Annotated in this window: 12 protein-coding genes; 5 read left to right on the top strand and 7 right to left on the bottom strand. The window is 40.4% G+C overall.

Features of this window, described 5'->3' with window-relative positions; all coding sequences use genetic code 11:
• Positions 1–122 precede the first annotated feature (122 nt).
• Positions 123–641, bottom strand: coding sequence for a YiiD C-terminal domain-containing protein (locus tag DC083_RS03195; RefSeq protein ID WP_157954881.1), 519 nt, complete (start codon positions 639–641; stop codon positions 123–125).
• A gap of 414 nt (positions 642–1,055) precedes the next feature.
• Here DC083_RS03195 and DC083_RS03190 point away from each other — a divergent pair, with 414 nt between their 5' ends.
• On the top strand, positions 1,056–1,583 hold the full coding sequence (locus DC083_RS03190) for a carboxymuconolactone decarboxylase family protein (protein WP_109188828.1): 528 nt from the start codon (positions 1,056–1,058) through the stop codon (positions 1,581–1,583).
• A 432-nt stretch (positions 1,584–2,015) separates the two neighbouring features.
• Here DC083_RS03190 and DC083_RS03185 read toward each other — a convergent pair whose 3' ends face one another.
• The 5 genes from DC083_RS03185 to hutU form a co-directional block, all read right to left on the bottom strand.
• On the bottom strand, positions 2,016–3,425 hold the full coding sequence (locus DC083_RS03185; protein ID WP_109188827.1) for an amino acid permease: 1,410 nt from the start codon (positions 3,423–3,425) through the stop codon (positions 2,016–2,018).
• Between the two features lie 509 nt (positions 3,426–3,934).
• The gene (gene hutH / locus DC083_RS03180) at positions 3,935–5,473 is read right to left on the bottom strand and encodes a histidine ammonia-lyase (protein WP_109188826.1); all 1,539 of its coding nucleotides are present in this window, start codon (positions 5,471–5,473) and stop codon (positions 3,935–3,937) included.
• 378 nt (positions 5,474–5,851) lie between these two features.
• Complete coding sequence (gene hutG, locus DC083_RS03175) at positions 5,852–6,811, bottom strand: formimidoylglutamase (RefSeq protein ID WP_109188825.1); 960 nt, start codon at positions 6,809–6,811, stop codon at positions 5,852–5,854.
• A 184-nt stretch (positions 6,812–6,995) separates the two neighbouring features.
• Positions 6,996–8,246, bottom strand: coding sequence for an imidazolonepropionase (hutI, locus tag DC083_RS03170; RefSeq protein ID WP_109188824.1), 1,251 nt, complete (start codon positions 8,244–8,246; stop codon positions 6,996–6,998).
• 339 nt (positions 8,247–8,585) lie between these two features.
• The gene (gene hutU, locus DC083_RS03165) at positions 8,586–10,253 is read right to left on the bottom strand and encodes a urocanate hydratase (RefSeq protein WP_026878589.1); all 1,668 of its coding nucleotides are present in this window, start codon (positions 10,251–10,253) and stop codon (positions 8,586–8,588) included.
• A gap of 615 nt (positions 10,254–10,868) precedes the next feature.
• Here hutU and DC083_RS03160 point away from each other — a divergent pair.
• Positions 10,869–11,573 carry a UTRA domain-containing protein gene (locus tag DC083_RS03160; protein ID WP_109188823.1) on the top strand — a complete coding sequence of 235 codons (705 nt, stop codon included), beginning with the start codon at positions 10,869–10,871 and terminating at the stop codon, positions 11,571–11,573.
• Positions 11,574–11,674: 101 nt separating this feature from the next.
• Here DC083_RS03160 and DC083_RS03155 read toward each other — a convergent pair whose 3' ends face one another.
• Entirely contained in the window at positions 11,675–12,823 is a 1,149-nt protein-coding gene (locus tag DC083_RS03155; protein WP_109188822.1) for a mechanosensitive ion channel family protein, read from the bottom strand.
• A gap of 327 nt (positions 12,824–13,150) precedes the next feature.
• Between DC083_RS03155 and DC083_RS03150 the strand changes: the two genes are divergently transcribed.
• Genes DC083_RS03150 through DC083_RS03140 form a run of 3 tightly spaced genes read left to right on the top strand, consistent with a single transcriptional unit; the run spans position 13,151 to position 17,759 of the window.
• Positions 13,151–15,952 carry a xanthine dehydrogenase family protein molybdopterin-binding subunit gene (locus tag DC083_RS03150; RefSeq protein ID WP_109188821.1) on the top strand — a complete coding sequence of 934 codons (2,802 nt, stop codon included), beginning with the start codon at positions 13,151–13,153 and terminating at the stop codon, positions 15,950–15,952.
• Positions 15,949–16,506 (top strand): (2Fe-2S)-binding protein, encoded by a 558-nt coding sequence (locus DC083_RS03145; RefSeq protein WP_109188820.1) that lies wholly within the window; start codon positions 15,949–15,951, stop codon positions 16,504–16,506. Before DC083_RS03150 ends, DC083_RS03145 begins: the two co-directional genes overlap by 4 nt.
• A gap of 5 nt (positions 16,507–16,511) precedes the next feature.
• Positions 16,512–17,759, top strand: a complete 1,248-nt coding sequence (locus DC083_RS03140) for a c-type cytochrome (protein ID WP_109188819.1) — start codon at positions 16,512–16,514, stop codon at positions 17,757–17,759.
• Positions 17,760–17,853 lie beyond the last annotated feature (94 nt).

The raw sequence follows: 17,853 nt of genomic DNA, 5'->3' as shown, positions 1-17,853 counted from the left end.
TTGAGGTTTGAAGTTAAGTTCAAGTTTGAGTTGAAGTTCGAATTCGTGTTTGAATTTTAATAAGCAATATCATAATCTAAAATGACTCTACGATCTTAAGCCTGCGTCAATATTCTGCGTGATTATGCTCGATAGACGACAAAGTCACCGATAAATTGTGTTGTGATGGATAGATCAGTTCGTGCATCAGTTCGTGAATCCATTATCGGATCGATTGCATCCATAGGTTTAATCTCACTCGATAAAGTTATTCTACCCTTTTGATAACGTTGCCAAGATTTCAAAAATTTAGCCCAAGCAGTTGTATCCACGCCTCGACAAATGGCAATACCATCTGTCAATAATGGCTTAGGGTACTGCACATCCGCTTTTTGAATGACGATATGTACACCATCATCAACCCCCAATGTACGCAATTGTAGATGTAACCAGCTCCAACAAACGAGTAATGATGCGGTATATAAGCTTCCCCCAAATCCTGAGTGCATATGATTGCGATTCGCCTCCAAAGGAACTTTTAGCTGTAACATCTCATTCACCCACGATAGTGGCTCTAACGCTAAAGAGGCACTAATAGGAATCTCTCGTGGAAGCCATTCCCGCAAATAAGTACAAGGATCAGATTGCCAAAGTTCATCCATTGTTATTATCCTTTTTGTCATCTATTTTTATTCTCAATTTCTTACCTATCTATCGCCATTTCTCTGATATTCCCTAGCTATTTGTCTTCTAAGTCTATTTTTCCTATACTGAGACAGATAGAGATAAGTGCAATTTATAATGCCCTTTTTAGCATTACTTATCATCCTCATTAATAAATACCATAAGATTTTATCGTGGTTCTATGTTTAAATAAATCCATAGCAAGAGATCGACAAAATAGCATTTTAAATCTATTTTGATGACAATCTCGCAAAATGTAGCATTCTTTAATTTAAAACCTGACCTGATACAACTAAATTAAAGAATGTTGAAACAGTTCTTCTGTGATCATCGTTATCACACACGATTTTTAAATTCATTTTTTAATATTCATATATTAAGGAGAATAGATTATGGCAATTGATACAATCAAAGATATGTTACCAGCGTATGCAAAAGATATGCGTTTAAACTTTTCAACGGTATTAACAGAAGCCGGTGCACCAGGCTTAACAGAAAAGCAGATTGCGGCCATTGCTGTCTCTGTAGCTCTTAGCACAAAATGCAAAGTGCTCGTTGAAAATATCGAGCAATTTGCACAAGACTTCTTAACAGAAGAAGAATACCAAGGTGCGCAGATCGCAACTAGCATTATGAGCATGAACAATATTTACTATCGTTTTACACATCTTGTATCTGACAGTGAATATGGCAAATTACCAGCGCGTCTTCGCATGAACCAAATGGCAAATCCAGGCCTAGATAAAGCAACGTTTGAATTAGCGTCAATTGCTGTATCAGCAGTCAATGGTTGTGGTATGTGCCTTGATTCACATGAGAAAAATCTTCGTGAATTAGGTGTTTCTACTCAAGGTATTCAATCAGCAATTCGTATCGCCGCTGTGCTCTTCTCAGTAAGTGTTTCTCTGTCTGTAGAATAACTTTCTAATAGAGTCGGATAGATGATAAAGCGCTCAGTGCAATCTAATAAAATGGCGATCTAGCGCTTTTATCTCTCTATTTCCTATTGAAATATAATATTGAGATATTGAAGTACATTCCCAATATCTCAATACAATATGAATGACGCATTAAATGTCGATTCATAGACTTTTGTCCTCAAGTTCTCCCTCCCCCTAGATTATGGGAGATCTTTTTTTACTCTTTGAGCCTTTAGCTCAAAGAGTTTTTTTATGCCTCTTTTTCATCCCGTCATAAAAAAGCCCTAATAATTATCACTAACTATTAGGGTAAAAGATTCTCTGAACAAACCATCAAAAGAGAACCTCTATTGAGTGATGGTATATAGGAGTCACACTCAATATGCTGAAACTAAATTTATATTTCATCTAAAGCTTATGGCAATTAATCTATCAATCTGTAAAGACTTCCCCGGCAGCGGCACGTTTTGCCATCTGTGGTTTAGTCCAGAAATAGTAGGCTAAGACTAACCACACTAACCAGATAATCCCTGCATAAAATGCCCCTCTTGCTGGCGGATAATAAGCAAGCACGCCGATTACAAAGACCATAAACGCAATCGCAATAAAAGGTCCTACAGGCCAAAATGGGATCGGGAATTTAAGTGCTTTCTGCTCTTCCGGTGATAAGGTACGGCGCATCATCACTTGTGAGATCAATACTGTCATCCAAACCCAAACTGTTGCAAAGGTTGCCATTGAAGCAATGATGAAAAAGAGTTGATCGTGGATAAAGTAGTTTAAAATAACGCCTAAGATTAAGACTAAGAACATAACACCTACCGCATAGATCGGAACCCCACTTTTTGAGAGCTTACTATAAATTTTCGGTGCTTGGCCTTGTTTAGAGAGACCATACATCATTCTACCGGCTCCAAAGATATCGCTATTAATCGCCGAAACAGCTGCAGTAATCACCACTAAATTGAGAATATTCGCCGCTGACTCAATACCGAGCTTATGGAAAATAGTTACAAATGGACTGCCCTCTAAACCAATCTCATTCCAAGGAAAGAGCGAAAGAACCACCAACATCGCCAAGAAATAGAATAGTAGAATCTGTACCGGCACCACATTAATGGCCATAGGAATCACTTTATTGGGATTCTTCGCTTCAAGCGCGGTTAAACCTAAAGTCTCAACACCCCCAAAGGCGAACACGACAACACTCAATGAGATAATAATGCCCTGAATCCCATAGGGTGCAAACCCTCCAATTTCCCAAAGATTAGAGATAGAACTTTTACTGCCACCACCCGTAATATCGCTACCAGTAATACCCATTCCTGAGAAGAGAATATAAGCACCTGCAACAATCATCACGACAATTGCCACAACTTTCAGTAGTGAAAGCCAGAAACTTAACTCCCCAAAAAGACGAACTGTACAGAGATTGATACCGCACAGTACTAATGTAATACCTAGCGCCCAAACCCAGTGGCCCACATCCGGATACCAAACGCCCATATAAACGGCGAAAGCGGTAACATCGGCAATACAGACAAGTGCCATCTCAATCACATAGGTCCACCCTGTAATGTAACCAGGCAATGGTCCTAAATATTTAGAGGCATACGCACCAAAAGCTCCTGGTAGAGGATTATGCATAATCATCTCTCCCAATGCGCGCATCACCATAAATACAGCTAATCCTGCTAATAAATAAGCAACGAGTACCGCAGGGCCTGCTAATTCAATTGCCCCAGCCGAGCCATAAAAAAGCCCTGTTCCAACCGCTGAACCTAAACCGATAAAAAGAACATGACGTGCAGTAAGGCCCTTTTTTAATTGTTGTGTGGCCATAATAAAATCCTCCTGCGTGAAAAGCGGTCATCGTGTAATAGTACATTATGCCAAATCATAATATGGAAAATATCGTACAAATTACGCAATGATGCAGTAAAAGAGGCGTTATGAGCTGTTTGGTCTTCAAGTCAGGTCATATCAAATCAGAAGCATCAAGTATGATATTGATTAATATTTATTAATATTGATTATCAATATCAACTTATGGTTCTTTCATGATTGCCACAAATCCTTTTGATATGCTTGAAATCTTATAATCTCTTATAATCTAATGAGCTATTGATATGAATGCTTCATATTTGTCATCCATATTTTATCTATTCTACCGATGCCAATAACGCGCTCTTTCTATTGATTATTGCTATATCTCTACTGAATCATTGAATATTAGTATTAATATAGTATTAATATCAACATTCAAAACAAGATATAACTTCATTGTGCGATCACTATAGCGGTTTTACTAACCTTCTATAGTGATCCTTGATCTCATCGATCTCGTAGACTTACTTCAAAGAAGCCCCTAATGCTGCTTCAACATTGTGTACCAATTTATCATCGACAAGGTTGATGACTTTATGCATATCTACATAAGCAACACGATCTTCTGTAAGCGCTGGTACCACTTCACGAATAGTATCGTATGCTGCTTTTGTACCCTTACCTAATGCTTTACCGGCATCTTCTTTATTAAGATCAATCGCCTGACAAGCCAACATTAATTCCATACCCACAACAGATTTTGCATTCGCATAGATATCCCGCGCTTTACGTGCAGCGATCGTTCCCATACTGACATGATCTTCTTGGTTAGCAGAAGAGGGAATTGAATCTACGCTGGCAGGATGGGCTAATACTTTATTTTCAGATACTAGTGAAGCGGCAGCATATTGCACAATCATATAACCTGAATGTAATCCACCCTGTTCTGTTAAGAATGCTGGTAAGTTATTATTGAGTGCAGGATTTACAAGACGCTCAATACGACGCTCGCTCACATTAGCAATTTCGGCTAAAGCAATACCGAGGAAGTCAAATGCAAGCGCCATTGGTTGACCGTGGAAATGACCACCGGAAATGCCCATTTTCTTATCAATTAAGATAATCGGGTTATCGGTTACAGAGTTAATCTCAATCTCAACACGTTCACGTACATAATTTAAAGCATCATGACTTGCCCCTTGAATTTGGGGTGCACAACGAAGTGAATAAGCATCTTGTACTCTTAGATCGCCTTGATGTGTCGTTCTTTCACTATTTTCAAGTAGGGTTAAAAGATTAGCTGCGACATGACCTTGGCCTGGATGTGGACGAAGTGCATGTAACTCCGGAATAAACGGGTCTGTAATACCATTTAAAGCTTCAATCGTTAAACCGGTCGCGATATCACTTGCTTTTAAAAGTGCGATTGAATCATATACAGTTAAAGCACCCACAGCGGTCATCACTTGTGTACCATTAATAAGCGCAAGCCCTTCTTTAGAAGTCAATTCAATAGGGGTAATGCCCGCACGCTTCATCGCCTCTTCACCGGCAAGCATCTCGCCTTCAAATTCCGCTTCACCCTCACCAATCATCGGTAAAACCATATGCGCTAAAGGTACTAAATCGCCACTTGCCCCTAATGAACCTTTTTCATAGATTTTAGGATGCACTTTTTTATTGAGCATCTCAATGAGTGTATTTAAAGTGCTTAAACGAATTCCAGAGAAACCTTTCGCTAAGTTATTGATACGAAGTAGCATAATTGCGCGAACAATCTCCGTACTAAAGCAAGGACCAATGCCGCAAGAATGGCTGATAATGAGATTTTTTTGTAATGCTTTTGCTTCATCTTTAGAGATATGAACATTACTAAAGTTACCAAAACCGGTGGTAATTCCGTAAACGACCGCACCTGATTCTACTAACTCATCGACATACTGCCGTGACTTTTCTACTTCAACGATGGCTTCAGGGCTCAATTCAATGGGATAGCCATGACGCGCAACATTGACGACATCTTCTAAGGTTAAATGATTACCATCGATTTTAATTGTTTTCATCGTAACTCCTTCAAGTTTCTCTGGGTTATGACATCACAACGCTTTTATTATCAATATTATGTGTTGTATGTCGCTATTAAGTGTCCTATAGGCAGTAAACTACTTTAAGACTATAATTTTTAATGCATTAATCTGTAACTCATTAATCTATAGATCATGAATCTTTGACTTGTTAATCCTTAATTATTTGAAAAGAGGGTCATTCCTTTTCCCTCTTATACCATCTGAGGCTTTTTTAGGCCGAATAAACCCACTAGCCTTAATCGGCTAGAAATTAACTATTGTTATTGACTGTCTTTATTAGCGATTACTATTAATTACTGTCTTTTGAATTTAAAGTTGAAACATCATGCCCAACACAATCCGCCCTTTCATTCATCACGAGCGCCATTGATGATAGAAGTGCCAAATCATTCTTGCCGCAGTTTTAGCTGAGAGCTGATCACGATCTAAACTCGGATTATATTCCACGAAATCTACAGCTTTTAACTTATTCGAGGCCATAATCTGATCAGCAAAATGAAGATAATCTTTCATCGATACGCCATAAGCACTAGGTGCTGATACCGCAAACATCTCTGAAAATGGCAAAGCATCTAAATCAATCGTTAAATAGATAATATCGACTTTTGCCATAAAGGCTTCGATTTGAGTGGCAATCTCAGCATAATTCCCAGGATGACACTCATTATCCCAGATAATCTCAACACCCATATCGGTAGCGGTTGCTAATAGTGCTTTTGTATTTCCCGGAAGACTTGCACCAATACAGAGATAATGAAATTCCTGATCTTGTGATTTTGCATTTTGATAAAGCTGTTTAAATGGGGTACCTGATGTTCCCATCTCGGCTGTTCGAATATCTAAGTGAGCATCAAAATTAATGACCCCAATTTTCTGATTAGGATAAGCATCAAAAATACCTTTACCATGGGCATATGCGGTTTCATGCCCTCCACCTAATACTAAAGTAGGCAAGCCTAATTGATGGCACTTCGTCACGCAAGAAGCAAAAACATTCTGCACTGCATCGAGAGATTCTCCGGCAAATTGAATATTACCCAAATCAACGATGGGTTTGTGGCTGCCATGATCTGCCATATTTGCAAGTGCTTTACGAAGTGCATTAGGAGCTTCTTTAGCACCTACTCGTCCTTTATTGAGACGCACGCCTTCATCACATTCAAAACCTAATAACGCAACATGTTCAGGATAATCTTGAGGCGCAAAGCTTGGCGCTTGAACAACCGTCTGAAAAAGACGTTTCGCAATAGGACTCTCTGCGGAATCATCTCGCCCTTGCCAAACTGTTTTATCAATATTTTGCCATAAATGCATTGCTACCTCCTAAATGAAACATCTGTTTCATATATTAAAATTACCGAATCTAGTCACTTTTTGAATTGACTGAATTTGTTACTCTGGTGATGACCCATCTAATTCACACCAATCGGTAATTTTAATCGATTTTATTGTTATAAGTAATATTATTGCGATCAATCTATTGTGATTAGATTGGTATCTACAGCGTTGCTAATGTCATTTTAGATAACATTTCGCCTTTAAATACACGATAAGCCAGCGGGTTATAACCTACCTCATAAAAGATCTCCACAGGATCTTTCACATTCCAAATCGCTAAATTTGCCACAAAACCAGGTTTTAACTGACCATGCGTCTTCTCTCTTCCCAAGGCTTGAGCGGCATTACGCGTCACGCCTGCCATGACTTCTTGGGGAGTTAAACCAAAAAAGACACAAGCAGCATTCATTGCTAAACGAAGAGAAGTAAATGGGCTGGTACCAGGGTTATAATCTGTTGATACAGCCATAGGCACATTGTATTGACGAAGTAGATCGATCGGTGGCTTCTGTGTTTCTCTTAAAAAGTAGAATGCTAAAGGTAAAAGTGTTGCGACTGTACCTGATTGTGAAATCGCTTTAATCGCGGCTTCATCTAAAAACTCAATATGATCTACAGATAATCCATTATATTGGGCAATTAACTCGCTCCCCCCCAAATTCGACATCTGCTCCATATGCCCTTTTACAGGTATCCCCAATGCTTTCGCACTATCAAAAACTTTACGTGTTTGCTCTAGTGTAAAACCTACCGATTCACAAAAGACATCTACTGCTTCAAACTGTTTCTCTTTCCATAGGGTCGGTAGAATCTCTGAGCAGACTAATTCAATATAATCATCTGCACGATCTTTATACTCAAGTGGCACTGCATGCGCTGAGAGGAGCGTTGTTGCAATTTCAATCGGATAATCCCGCCCTAAACGCTCCGAAACGGCTAACTGTTTGCGTTCATTCGCAAGATCAAGACCATAACCTGTTTTAGATTCAAGCGTTGTAACACCATCTTCCGCGAGGGCTTGCATTCTAAGGCGCGCTTTTTGATAGAGCGCCTCTTCTGTTGCCTCACGCGTTGCTTCTACCGTGGAATTAATTCCCCCACCTTGAGCTGCAATCTCTGCATAAGGAATACCATTTTGACGCATCTCCCACTCTTTTGCGCGGTTACCCCCAAATACAATATGAGTATGACAATCAATAAACCCTGGGGTAATGAGTAGATTATCAAGTCGATGAATCGTTGCACCTTCTGGAGTTTCATAACTATCTGTAGGTAAAATTGCGACAATCTTATCCCCTTCTGTAATCAGATCATGATTTTCAAGTAATCCATAATCTGCCGTATGCGCACTATCCATTGTGGCAATGCGCGCACCTCGCCAAATAGTCATATTTCCAGTCAATGCTACCATATTCTACTTCCTCCCGGTTTGTGACGCTTACTGTGATTACATAAAGTCCATTCATCAATAGAGTAATTCTGGCTCCTGGAACTTATGTGATAACAGTATGGATACAGTTATTTTGTAAAAAATACATCACTACTATATACAGTCAGAGAGTATCTACACTTTCTTTCTAGCCTATCAAACCCTTGCTACTGTAGATACGCTCTTCCTTTTTTAATCTTGAAGAGTCAGAAGCCATTACACAATCTATCGGTTAATATATCTATTAGTGAATATATTGCTTCGTTTCTTAATGAAATCCTGTAATAACCCCTGCTCTTCACTGATTTATCGAATGATTAATTACTTCACCATCGGTAAATCTAAGCCTTGCTCTTTTGCACAGTTAATCGCAATCTCATAACCTGCATCCGCATGACGCATAACACCTGTGCCTGGGTCATTACGAAGAACACGCGCAACACGTTTATCTGCATCTTCCGAACCATCACAAAGGATAACAACACCAGAGTGTTGTGAGAAACCGATACCCACACCACCGCCATGATGTAATGATACCCAAGTTGCTCCCCCTGCAGTATTGAGAAGTGCATTCAATAATGGCCAATCTGATACAGCATCAGAACCATCACGCATTGCTTCAGTTTCACGATTAGGGCTTGCGACTGAACCTGAATCGAGGTGGTCACGACCAATGACGATAGGCGCTTTTAACTCACCATTACGAACCATTTCATTGAAAGCAAGACCAAGACGTTGACGATCTTTTAAGCCCACCCAACAGATACGTGCCGGCAAACCTTGGAATTCAATACGCTCACGCGCCATATCTAACCAATTATGAAGATGAGGATTATCAGGGATTAACTCTTTGACTTTCTGATCTGTCTTATAAATATCTTCAGGATCACCAGAGAGCGCTACCCAACGGAAAGGACCTGTACCTTCACAGAAAAGTGGGCGAATATAAGCAGGTACGAAACCTGGGAAATCAAAGGCATTCTCAACGCCCTCTTCTAGCGCCATTTGACGAATATTATTACCATAGTCAAAGGTTGCAGCACCACGCTCTTGCAGTTTGAGCATTGCTCGAACATGTTTTGCCATACTCTTACGCGCTTCACGTTCTACTTCTGCAGGATTTGTCACACGTTTTTCAAGCCACTCTTCCATTGTCCAACCAGATGGTAAATAACCATTGATAGGATCATGAGCAGATGTTTGGTCTGTTACCACATCAGGAGTAATATTACGATCAACAAGATCAGTAAAGATATCAGCGGCATTACCTAAAAGACCGATTGAAACAGGTTTACCCTCTTTCTTCGCTTCTTCAAGCATTAAAAGTGCTTCATCTAAAGACGTTGCTTTCTTATCTACATAACGGGTTTTGAGACGGAAATCGATACGTGTTTCATCACAATCAACTGCAATCACGCTAAATCCAGCCATTGTCGCTGCAAGAGGCTGAGCCCCACCCATTCCACCAAGACCACCAGTTAATACCCAACGATCTGTCGCATCACCTTCAAAGTGTTGCTTCGCTGCCGCCACAAATGTCTCATAAGTTCCTTGGACAATCCCTTGTGAACCGATGTAGATCCATGAACCTGCTGTCATTTGACCATACATCATTAAACCTTTCTTATCGAGCTCATGGAATTTCTCCCAAGTTGCCCAATGAGGGACGATGTTAGAGTTTGCGATCAATACACGGGGTGCATCTTTATGCGTTTCAAAAACACCTACAGGCTTCCCTGATTGCACGAGTAATGTTTGATGATCTTCCAGATTTTTGAGAACTTCTAAAATTTTGTCATAACATTCCCAATCACGTGCTGCTCGTCCAATTCCGCCATAAACCACAAGGCTCTTAGGATGTTCAGCAACTTCAGGATCAAGGTTATTCTGAATCATTCGGTAAACTGCTTCCGTTTGCCAGCTTTTACAAGTTAACTCACTACCTCTAGGTGCTCTGATAACACGACTATTATCTGTACGATGTGGCATGATGAAATGCTCCTCTAGTTCTAATTATTGTTAATTTTGTCAAATGATCCAAGTGGATCTCTTTGGTTTGATCCCTTTGGTAAAAGTAAGCTTGCGAGTTATCACTCAAAACCTGATGATTTACGTCTCAACAACTCGCTATCAATTTGTTTTGAACGCTATGCTTTATCTTACTTTCGGTAAAAATTTGAATGGTTCTAAAAGGATTTATAATTATTGTTTCACTTTTAAAATTGAACCTTTAATTCCATTCCTCCTGTTTCTATATCAGTAAATGTATAGACATTTCTGTATCGACGATATTTAATTAATCACGGTTTCAAAATTCTCGCAAGATTTTTTTTACTTTTCATTACAAAAACAACATAACTCATTGAAAATACTAGTTCTACTAAAGTAGAACACATCCTAAAACTTTCTGATGAAATACTTTTAAACGCTTTATTTTCAGTCTACTGTATTACTATGATAGAATAATTATTTCGTGAAAATAGGATAAAAAAGTTAGACAAAGTTATATAAAACTATCTATATTGAACAGACATTTCACACAACTGTTTCGACTTAAATTCATTTTCAATTCATCAATTCTTAGCGCAGATAGATATTAAAACGATGGCGATTCCTAAATTTAAAAGTATCAAAAACTATATACTCAATAATATTACGGCAGGTGAATTTCCGGCAGGTTCACAAATCCCTACAGAATTGGAACTTGCAGAGAAATTCAGTGTTAGTCGGATGACGGTCAATCGTGCCATCCAAGATTTAACTGCGCAAAATGTGCTCACAAGAACACCTGGTAAAGGCACTTTTGTCACAGGGCAAAAATCAGCGACCTCTCCTACTAATATCGGCGATATTCAAAAAGAGGTGATCGCTCGAGGTAATCGTTATAGCGCAAAGGTTTTAGCGCTTCGCTCATTACCCGCCGATGAAAAAATTGCATTAGGCTTAGGGATTCACACAGGTGCAAATGTCTATTATTGCCAGTTAATCCACTATGAGAATGAACGTTCTTTAATGTTAGAGAATCGTTATATTAATCCCGTTTTTGTCCCTGATTTTATTCAACAAGACTTTACCACAATAACACCAACAGGCTATCTCTTGGAGAAACATGGTTTAAGCCGCATGGAACAGACAATTGAAGCTGTTGCTTGTACTGAAAAAAATGCCGATCTCCTAGATATTGCTGAAGGAGAACCTTGCCTATACATTACTCGCAGAACTTGGGATAAGCACAATATTATTAGTCTTTCGAGCTTTATCGCGCCGGGAATTCGTTATAAATACTTCTTTAGTCGAGATTATGAGTAGTCTTTTCCGATTAATATCCTGCAAAGACAGGCATATAAAAAGAGGCTTTAAAGAGCCTCTTTTTATATTCGTCTCGTAACACTTAATGATGATGGTTACGATTATGATGATTGATTCTGATCTACACGACCTTTTACTACCGTTTCACTTTCTGATTTCCCTGCAGCTGCCGCTAACTGATTCGCCATATCTGCACCTTTATCACTATTCACAAGAGAGATATCGAGTTTTACGGGCGCATCATCATTATCAAGATAAACCGTCTGTGACGGGAAGGCAAAATCAGCACCATGTTGATGAACAATCTCAATCATTTTTAAATACACATCTTGTTGATACTCAAGCCATTCGGCCCATTTTACAGTTTTTGTAAAACAATAGATCATGATATTCAATGATGAATCTGCAAACTCATTAAAATAGACTAAAAGTGTCTGTTTGGTATCAATCTTTGGATGATTTTGTAACATTGTTCTGATCTCACTAGTAATAATGCCAATTTTATCGGCATCTTGATAGCGCAAACCGAGCTCTGTTTTAATTCTACGATTCGTCATTCTTCCGGGATTCTCTACACTAATCGTCGAAAATACCGAGTTAGGAATATAGAGAGGACGATGATCAAAGGTCATAATTTTGGTGATTCGCCAACCGATCTCCATAACCGTCCCCTCTATTTGCCGATCAGGAGAACTAACCCAATCGCCAATGTTAAAAGGACGATCAAAATAGAGCATTACACCAGAAAAGAAATTACTCAAAATATCCTTACTCGCCATCCCGATCGCAATACCACCAATCCCACCGAAAGTTAGTAGCCCTGATAGACTCATGCCAAAGCGCTCTCCAAAAAGCAGAAGAATGACAAAGAAGATCAGAATTTTAAAAACCCGCGTAATAATCCTTGCTGAAGTTCGATCCGCACCCTTAGCCACTTGCCGAGCTTCTAAGCGATTAAGCAAGAAGAAGATAGTACGCATAATAATGAGGGTAATCAGTAGAATTTGAAAAAAATAGATGGTTTGAGACGTGATGAATTTCACCTTAAAATCTTTAATCGCCATCTGCATATACTCTGCCGTTAAGCTTACAATTGCGCAGAGAATTCCGGTGAGTACAAGATGAATAATAATCGCCCGTATACCGAGTTTCTGTCTCCTAGCAAAAAATTCAAAGAGCATCAGCACAGCAAAGCAGATTGCAATCAGCCCTAGCCCATACTCATATTTGGTGATTAATGTTTGGTTCATCTACTTATCCTTTTATCAATCTCATTACATTCAGTGAAACCTTCAATTGTAACTGCTAGAGTCTACGACCTTATGCCTTTGTCCTATATCTTCCTATATCTGTTACAGAAAGAAGTTTAGTAGATATAGTTGAGTAAGCATCATTGGATAAACATAAAGGCTTAATGAAAAATAACGCTGATATCTATTAATTATCTAAAATACAAAAAAGAAAACATAAGAAGTATACCTAAATAGTATCTTATTCTTAAATGTCAATATTTTGAAAAAATGTCATAACTACAGGTATAATTGTAAAATTATATCAATTTTAAACAAAAGAGGTGAATGACTTTGAAAGCACAGATATCTCGCAGACATTTTTTAAAAAGTATGGTCATTGGTGGGGTAACCGTTTATGTTGCCCAGCCATTTAGCCCGGCATTTGCCGCTCTTTTTGAAGAAAATATTCTCCAAACACCCGAATGGAATCCTAAGACTCATCAGGTAGAGTGCCGCACGGATGCGCTCGCTAAAGTTCAAGGGGAAAAGGTCTTTTCAATGGATATTCGTGCCAAAGATATGCCCCATTGGCCCCAAAACCAATCACATGCGATGCTTCTTCGAGTCACAGAAGCAGATAAGATCTATCAAGGTTTTGATCTCTCGCTACTTGAGAATGGCTTAATGCCTGATAAGATCGTTACTGCAGCCGATCTTGAACGTGACGGGATCTCATTCCCTGCTTTCTTCGGCGATGATATGTTATTGCCGGAAGGTAAAACCCCTCAATATTTAGGTCAAGCAGTAGCGCTTCTTATCTATCATGATTTTAATCGTTTCCGTTTTGCCAAAAATGCCCTTAAATTTAAAAATAATATTATTAAATGGGGTGAATATACCGGATATGTAGAGCGTAACCCTTGGGGAACCTATCGCGGCGTCCGAGTGGGAGCGGATAATCCATTTGATCCTGATACCTATTCTAGCCTTAAAGATATTTCAATCTCCCCTACTTCATTCAAAAAACACCTTCCTGTTTGGCCGGAAGGTCGAGAAGGTGGGAAGCTCGATGAGGAAGGTATGTATTATGCCGACCAAATAGCGAAAGAACTCGAAAATCCGCCAGAAGATTGGTTAGTGTTAGATCGTATGTTTTATTCTCAATCAATCGATACTTGTGCGATGGAACCGAATAACTCCAATGGTTGGTATGATGCGGAGAATGAAGCGCTACATCTTGTGATGGCTGCTCAATCACCTTTTGAGGTGATGAACTCACTTCTTGAGATGATTAATCGCTCTCAATTTAAGATGAAAAAACTCTTTTTACATCCTTGCTTTACAGTGGGATATGGCTCAAAAGACCATGCACCTGAGCCTATTTATGGTGCAATGGCAACTCTTTATGGCGATGGTCGTCCTGTAAGACTTGCAAATGACCGTTATGAGCAGTTCCAATCGGCACTCAAGCGTCATGCCTTTGATATGCACTTCAAAATGGCAGTGAACAAAAAGACCCACAAAATTGAAGCTTTTACCGGGAAATTTATCGGTAATGGCGGTGGGCGCTGTAATTTTACACCCGGCGTTATGGCCGTAGGTGCAACAGGAGTCCAAGGAATTTACTATATTCCTAAAAGCGATCTTGCAGCAGTTGGTATCGCCTCTCGTGCGGTCGATGCAGGTTCTGCCCGCGGTTATGGAACATTGCAGGCAATGCCGGCGATGGATACGCTAATGGATGAAGCGGCAAAACTTTTGAATGTCGATCCTGTTGCCTTTCGTCTCAATAATCTGATGAAATCAGGTATGAAAAATACTCAAGGCGCTATTCCTGGCGGGATGATGCGCGGTGAAGAAGTATTAACTGCTTGTGCTGAACAAGCGATCTGGAAAGATCGAGCAAAACGAAAAGCAGAATATGAGAAAGCCAATCCCGGAAAAATTTTCGCAACGGGGATCTCTTGTGTTCAGAAAGATTATGGTACAGGACAAGAAGCCTCTTTTGCCCGTATCGAACTTGGTCGAAATGGGGATCTTCGCCTCTGGCATAGTGGTATTGAGATCGGCACTGGGATGTCCACTTCACAATCAGTACTATTAGCGAAATATCTCGGTAAGCCCGCTGATCAATCGACTTATGGCACTACAGAATGGCCTCTTTTACCGCTCTATATGACCATTAGCCCTGAAACCATTACCCAAGAAGAGCAGGATCAATTAGAGAAAGACCCACTTTGGACACCTTTTCTTTCCTCTCCATCGAGCGCAAGTAACTCTGCTTACTTCTTCTCTCACGTCACTTCAGAATCAGCTCGAGTACTCTTTGATTATGGTATCTGGCCGGCCGCGATGTCGATTTGGTCTGAAGGGATCGGCGGTGGACAAGCGACACCTTTAACCGTTCGTAAAGAAGATGCAAGATGGACCGCTAAAGGTTTAACTGCGGATGGTTTAGAACCGCTACCTTTAGAACGTATTGCAAAACGGATCTACGAACAAAATGGCTTAACAGCGGTGGTAGGTCATGGCTTTAACCGTTGGCAATGGGCTCATGCTGATTTTGCCATCGATGATCAAGCCGCTCCAACTCGCTATGCGCTCGATGGTCTTTCACTTCGTTGGGGAAATCAAGACGAGTATAAAGTCGCCCCCCGAGTCTCTGTCTTCTATCCCAAAACACGTCGTAATAATGCCGGTGTTACTTACTACACTGCGGTGGCAACATCTGTAGAAGTAGCCATTGACCGAGCAACTGGCGTTGTTGATCTACTTGATCATCATACCGTTGTTGAATGTGGCAATATGATTGTTCCTCAACTAGTTTCAGGGCAGATTGAAGGCGGTGTTGCTATGGGCATTGGTCATGCATTGCATGAGTATCTCCCGCTTTATGAAGATGGTCCCGGCAATGGTACATGGAACTTTAACCGCTATCGTCTACCGCTTGCGAGTGATGTGGCAGTTTGGAAACAGACGCGCGAGGTTTTACCGCCGCTCTCTGAAACCGATCCCCCCAAAGGCATGGCTGAAGTACCCATGATTCCGGTTGTATCTGCAATTACCAATGCAATCGCCGCAGGCACTGGCCATTACTTCAATAAACACCCCATATTACCGCAAGATATTTTGGAGATTCTCAAATGACAGATGCACAAAGCACAATGGTTTTTAAACCAATAACATTAACCATTAATGGCGAAAAAGTCGGCCCCATTGATGTTCCTGAAGGGATTGTGATGCTCGATTTTCTGCATGAATATCTCAACTTGACGGGATCCAGAATGGGATGTGGTCAAGGCATTTGCCACGCTTGTGTCATTATTGTCGATCACCCTGACGGTACCAGTGAAGAGATGCGTACCTGTATTACCGGCGCTCACTTCTTTAACGGTAAAACAGTTCGCACCATTGAAGGAATTGCCCATAAAGATAAGTCAGGTGAAGTGATTCCTTCGCCTGTTCAGAAAGCCTTTATGGATCATTTTAGCTTTCAATGTGGCTATTGCACTCCCGGATTTGTCAATGCTACGACAATATTTATGGAACAGTTAGCAAAAAATCCCATTCCAAGAGCCGATTTAGAAGGGGCTATTGAAACAGCCCTTAATGATCATATCTGTCGCTGTACCGGTTATGTTCGCTACTATGAAGCAGTCAGAGATTTAGTACTCGCTACCCCGGGATTAATTAAAGGATAGACCTTATGAAAATAAAATTTCGTTACATTATCTATGTGGTCATTATCATTATGGTGGCCGTTATTGCCTTTTTCTCCTGGGAAGAGCGCAGAACACCCGATACACCGCTTCAAACAAGTCATGCCTCTAAAGAGCAGATCCAACGTGGTGAGTATTTAGCAAAACTAGGGGATTGTGCTTCTTGTCATACTGCTGAAAACGGCGCTATGCTTGCCGGTGGTTATGCGATGGATACCCCTTTTGGTCTATTATATAGTAGCAACTTAACCCCCTCTGCTGATTATGGCATTGGTCGTTGGACAAGTGATGATTTTTATCGCGCAATGACTGAAGGTGTCGCGCCTCCTAATCGCAATCTCTATCCAGCGATGCCCTACACTTACTTTACCAATATCACTCGAGAAGATTCTGATGCACTCTACGCTTATCTCATGTCGATTCCGGCGATTGATGTTGCTATTCCTGAGAATGAACTCGGATTTCCCTTTAATCAGCGCATGATGCTAATGGGTTGGAATCTACTATTCCTCGATAAAACCCCTTTACCAGCGATCTCTGAAGGGGATTCAGAGGCATGGAAGCAAGGTAAATATATTGTAGACACCTTAGGCCACTGCGCTATGTGTCATTCTCCAATGGGAGAGTTAGGGGAATTAGAGCGCGATAAACTCCTCCAAGGCGGTATTCTGGGCAGTTTCCAAGCACCTAACATTACCCCTAAAGGCCTTGCGGAACGAGGTTGGACCAAAGCAGATCTAAAAACCTATTTCAAAGAAGGTATTGCACCACAGGGTTCTGCTTTTAGTGATATGTATTTAGTTATTAAAAATAGTACGCAATATCTCTCTGAAAGTGATATCGATGCTGTAGCAACCTATCTCATGGGTGACAGACCGCTTGCGCCTAGAGAGATCGCTACCAAAGAGGTCGCAGTTGGAACGCCGGGACGAGATCTCTATCTCAATATGTGTGCCGGTTGCCATAATGATGATGGCTTAGGAAAACCTAGTGTCGCAGTTTCAATGATCGGCAACAGTACGATCAACAATCCGGATAGCCATAATCTGATTACCGCTATTTTAGAAGGACTTCCTTGGCAAACATTCCCGAACTATGAGCGTTTCCAATCTATGCCCTCTTTTAAAAATGAGCTAACAGACGAAGAGATTGCCACATTAGTCAATTATCTACGAACCGCTTATGCAGATCTTCCCGGCGATGTCACAAGTCATGAGGTGAAAGCGTTACGTTAATTCACCTGAAAATCGCTCTCTTTCTCTTTGCTCTCTTTATCTTTCATATCAAGAGCAGAAGAGCAAGAAGATAAGGATGGTAAGGAAGATTTAA

This window comes from Ignatzschineria ureiclastica (assembly GCF_003121845.1).
In the GTDB taxonomy this organism is placed as follows: Bacteria; Pseudomonadota; Gammaproteobacteria; order Cardiobacteriales; family Wohlfahrtiimonadaceae; genus Ignatzschineria; species Ignatzschineria ureiclastica.
The sequence above is the reverse complement of the archived record's forward strand: the minus strand, read 5'-3'. Positions and strand labels throughout refer to the sequence as shown.

What these genes read in the sequence shown, in the direction of transcription:
- DC083_RS03195 (WP_157954881.1), bottom strand. Translation starts at nt 641, where the DNA reads ATGGATGAACTTTGGCAATCTGATCCTTGTACTTATTTGCGGGAATGG.
- DC083_RS03190 (WP_109188828.1), top strand. Translation starts at nt 1,056, where the DNA reads ATGGCAATTGATACAATCAAAGATATGTTACCAGCGTATGCAAAAGAT.
- DC083_RS03185 (WP_109188827.1), bottom strand. Translation starts at nt 3,425, where the DNA reads ATGGCCACACAACAATTAAAAAAGGGCCTTACTGCACGTCATGTTCTT.
- hutH (WP_109188826.1), bottom strand. Translation starts at nt 5,473, where the DNA reads ATGAAAACAATTAAAATCGATGGTAATCATTTAACCTTAGAAGATGTC.
- hutG (WP_109188825.1), bottom strand. Translation starts at nt 6,811, where the DNA reads ATGCATTTATGGCAAAATATTGATAAAACAGTTTGGCAAGGGCGAGAT.
- hutI (WP_109188824.1), bottom strand. Translation starts at nt 8,246, where the DNA reads ATGGTAGCATTGACTGGAAATATGACTATTTGGCGAGGTGCGCGCATT.
- hutU (WP_026878589.1), bottom strand. Translation starts at nt 10,253, where the DNA reads ATGCCACATCGTACAGATAATAGTCGTGTTATCAGAGCACCTAGAGGT.
- DC083_RS03160 (WP_109188823.1), top strand. Translation starts at nt 10,869, where the DNA reads ATGGCGATTCCTAAATTTAAAAGTATCAAAAACTATATACTCAATAAT.
- DC083_RS03155 (WP_109188822.1), bottom strand. Translation starts at nt 12,823, where the DNA reads ATGAACCAAACATTAATCACCAAATATGAGTATGGGCTAGGGCTGATT.
- DC083_RS03150 (WP_109188821.1), top strand. Translation starts at nt 13,151, where the DNA reads ATGACTTTGAAAGCACAGATATCTCGCAGACATTTTTTAAAAAGTATG.
- DC083_RS03145 (WP_109188820.1), top strand. Translation starts at nt 15,949, where the DNA reads ATGACAGATGCACAAAGCACAATGGTTTTTAAACCAATAACATTAACC.
- DC083_RS03140 (WP_109188819.1), top strand. Translation starts at nt 16,512, where the DNA reads ATGAAAATAAAATTTCGTTACATTATCTATGTGGTCATTATCATTATG.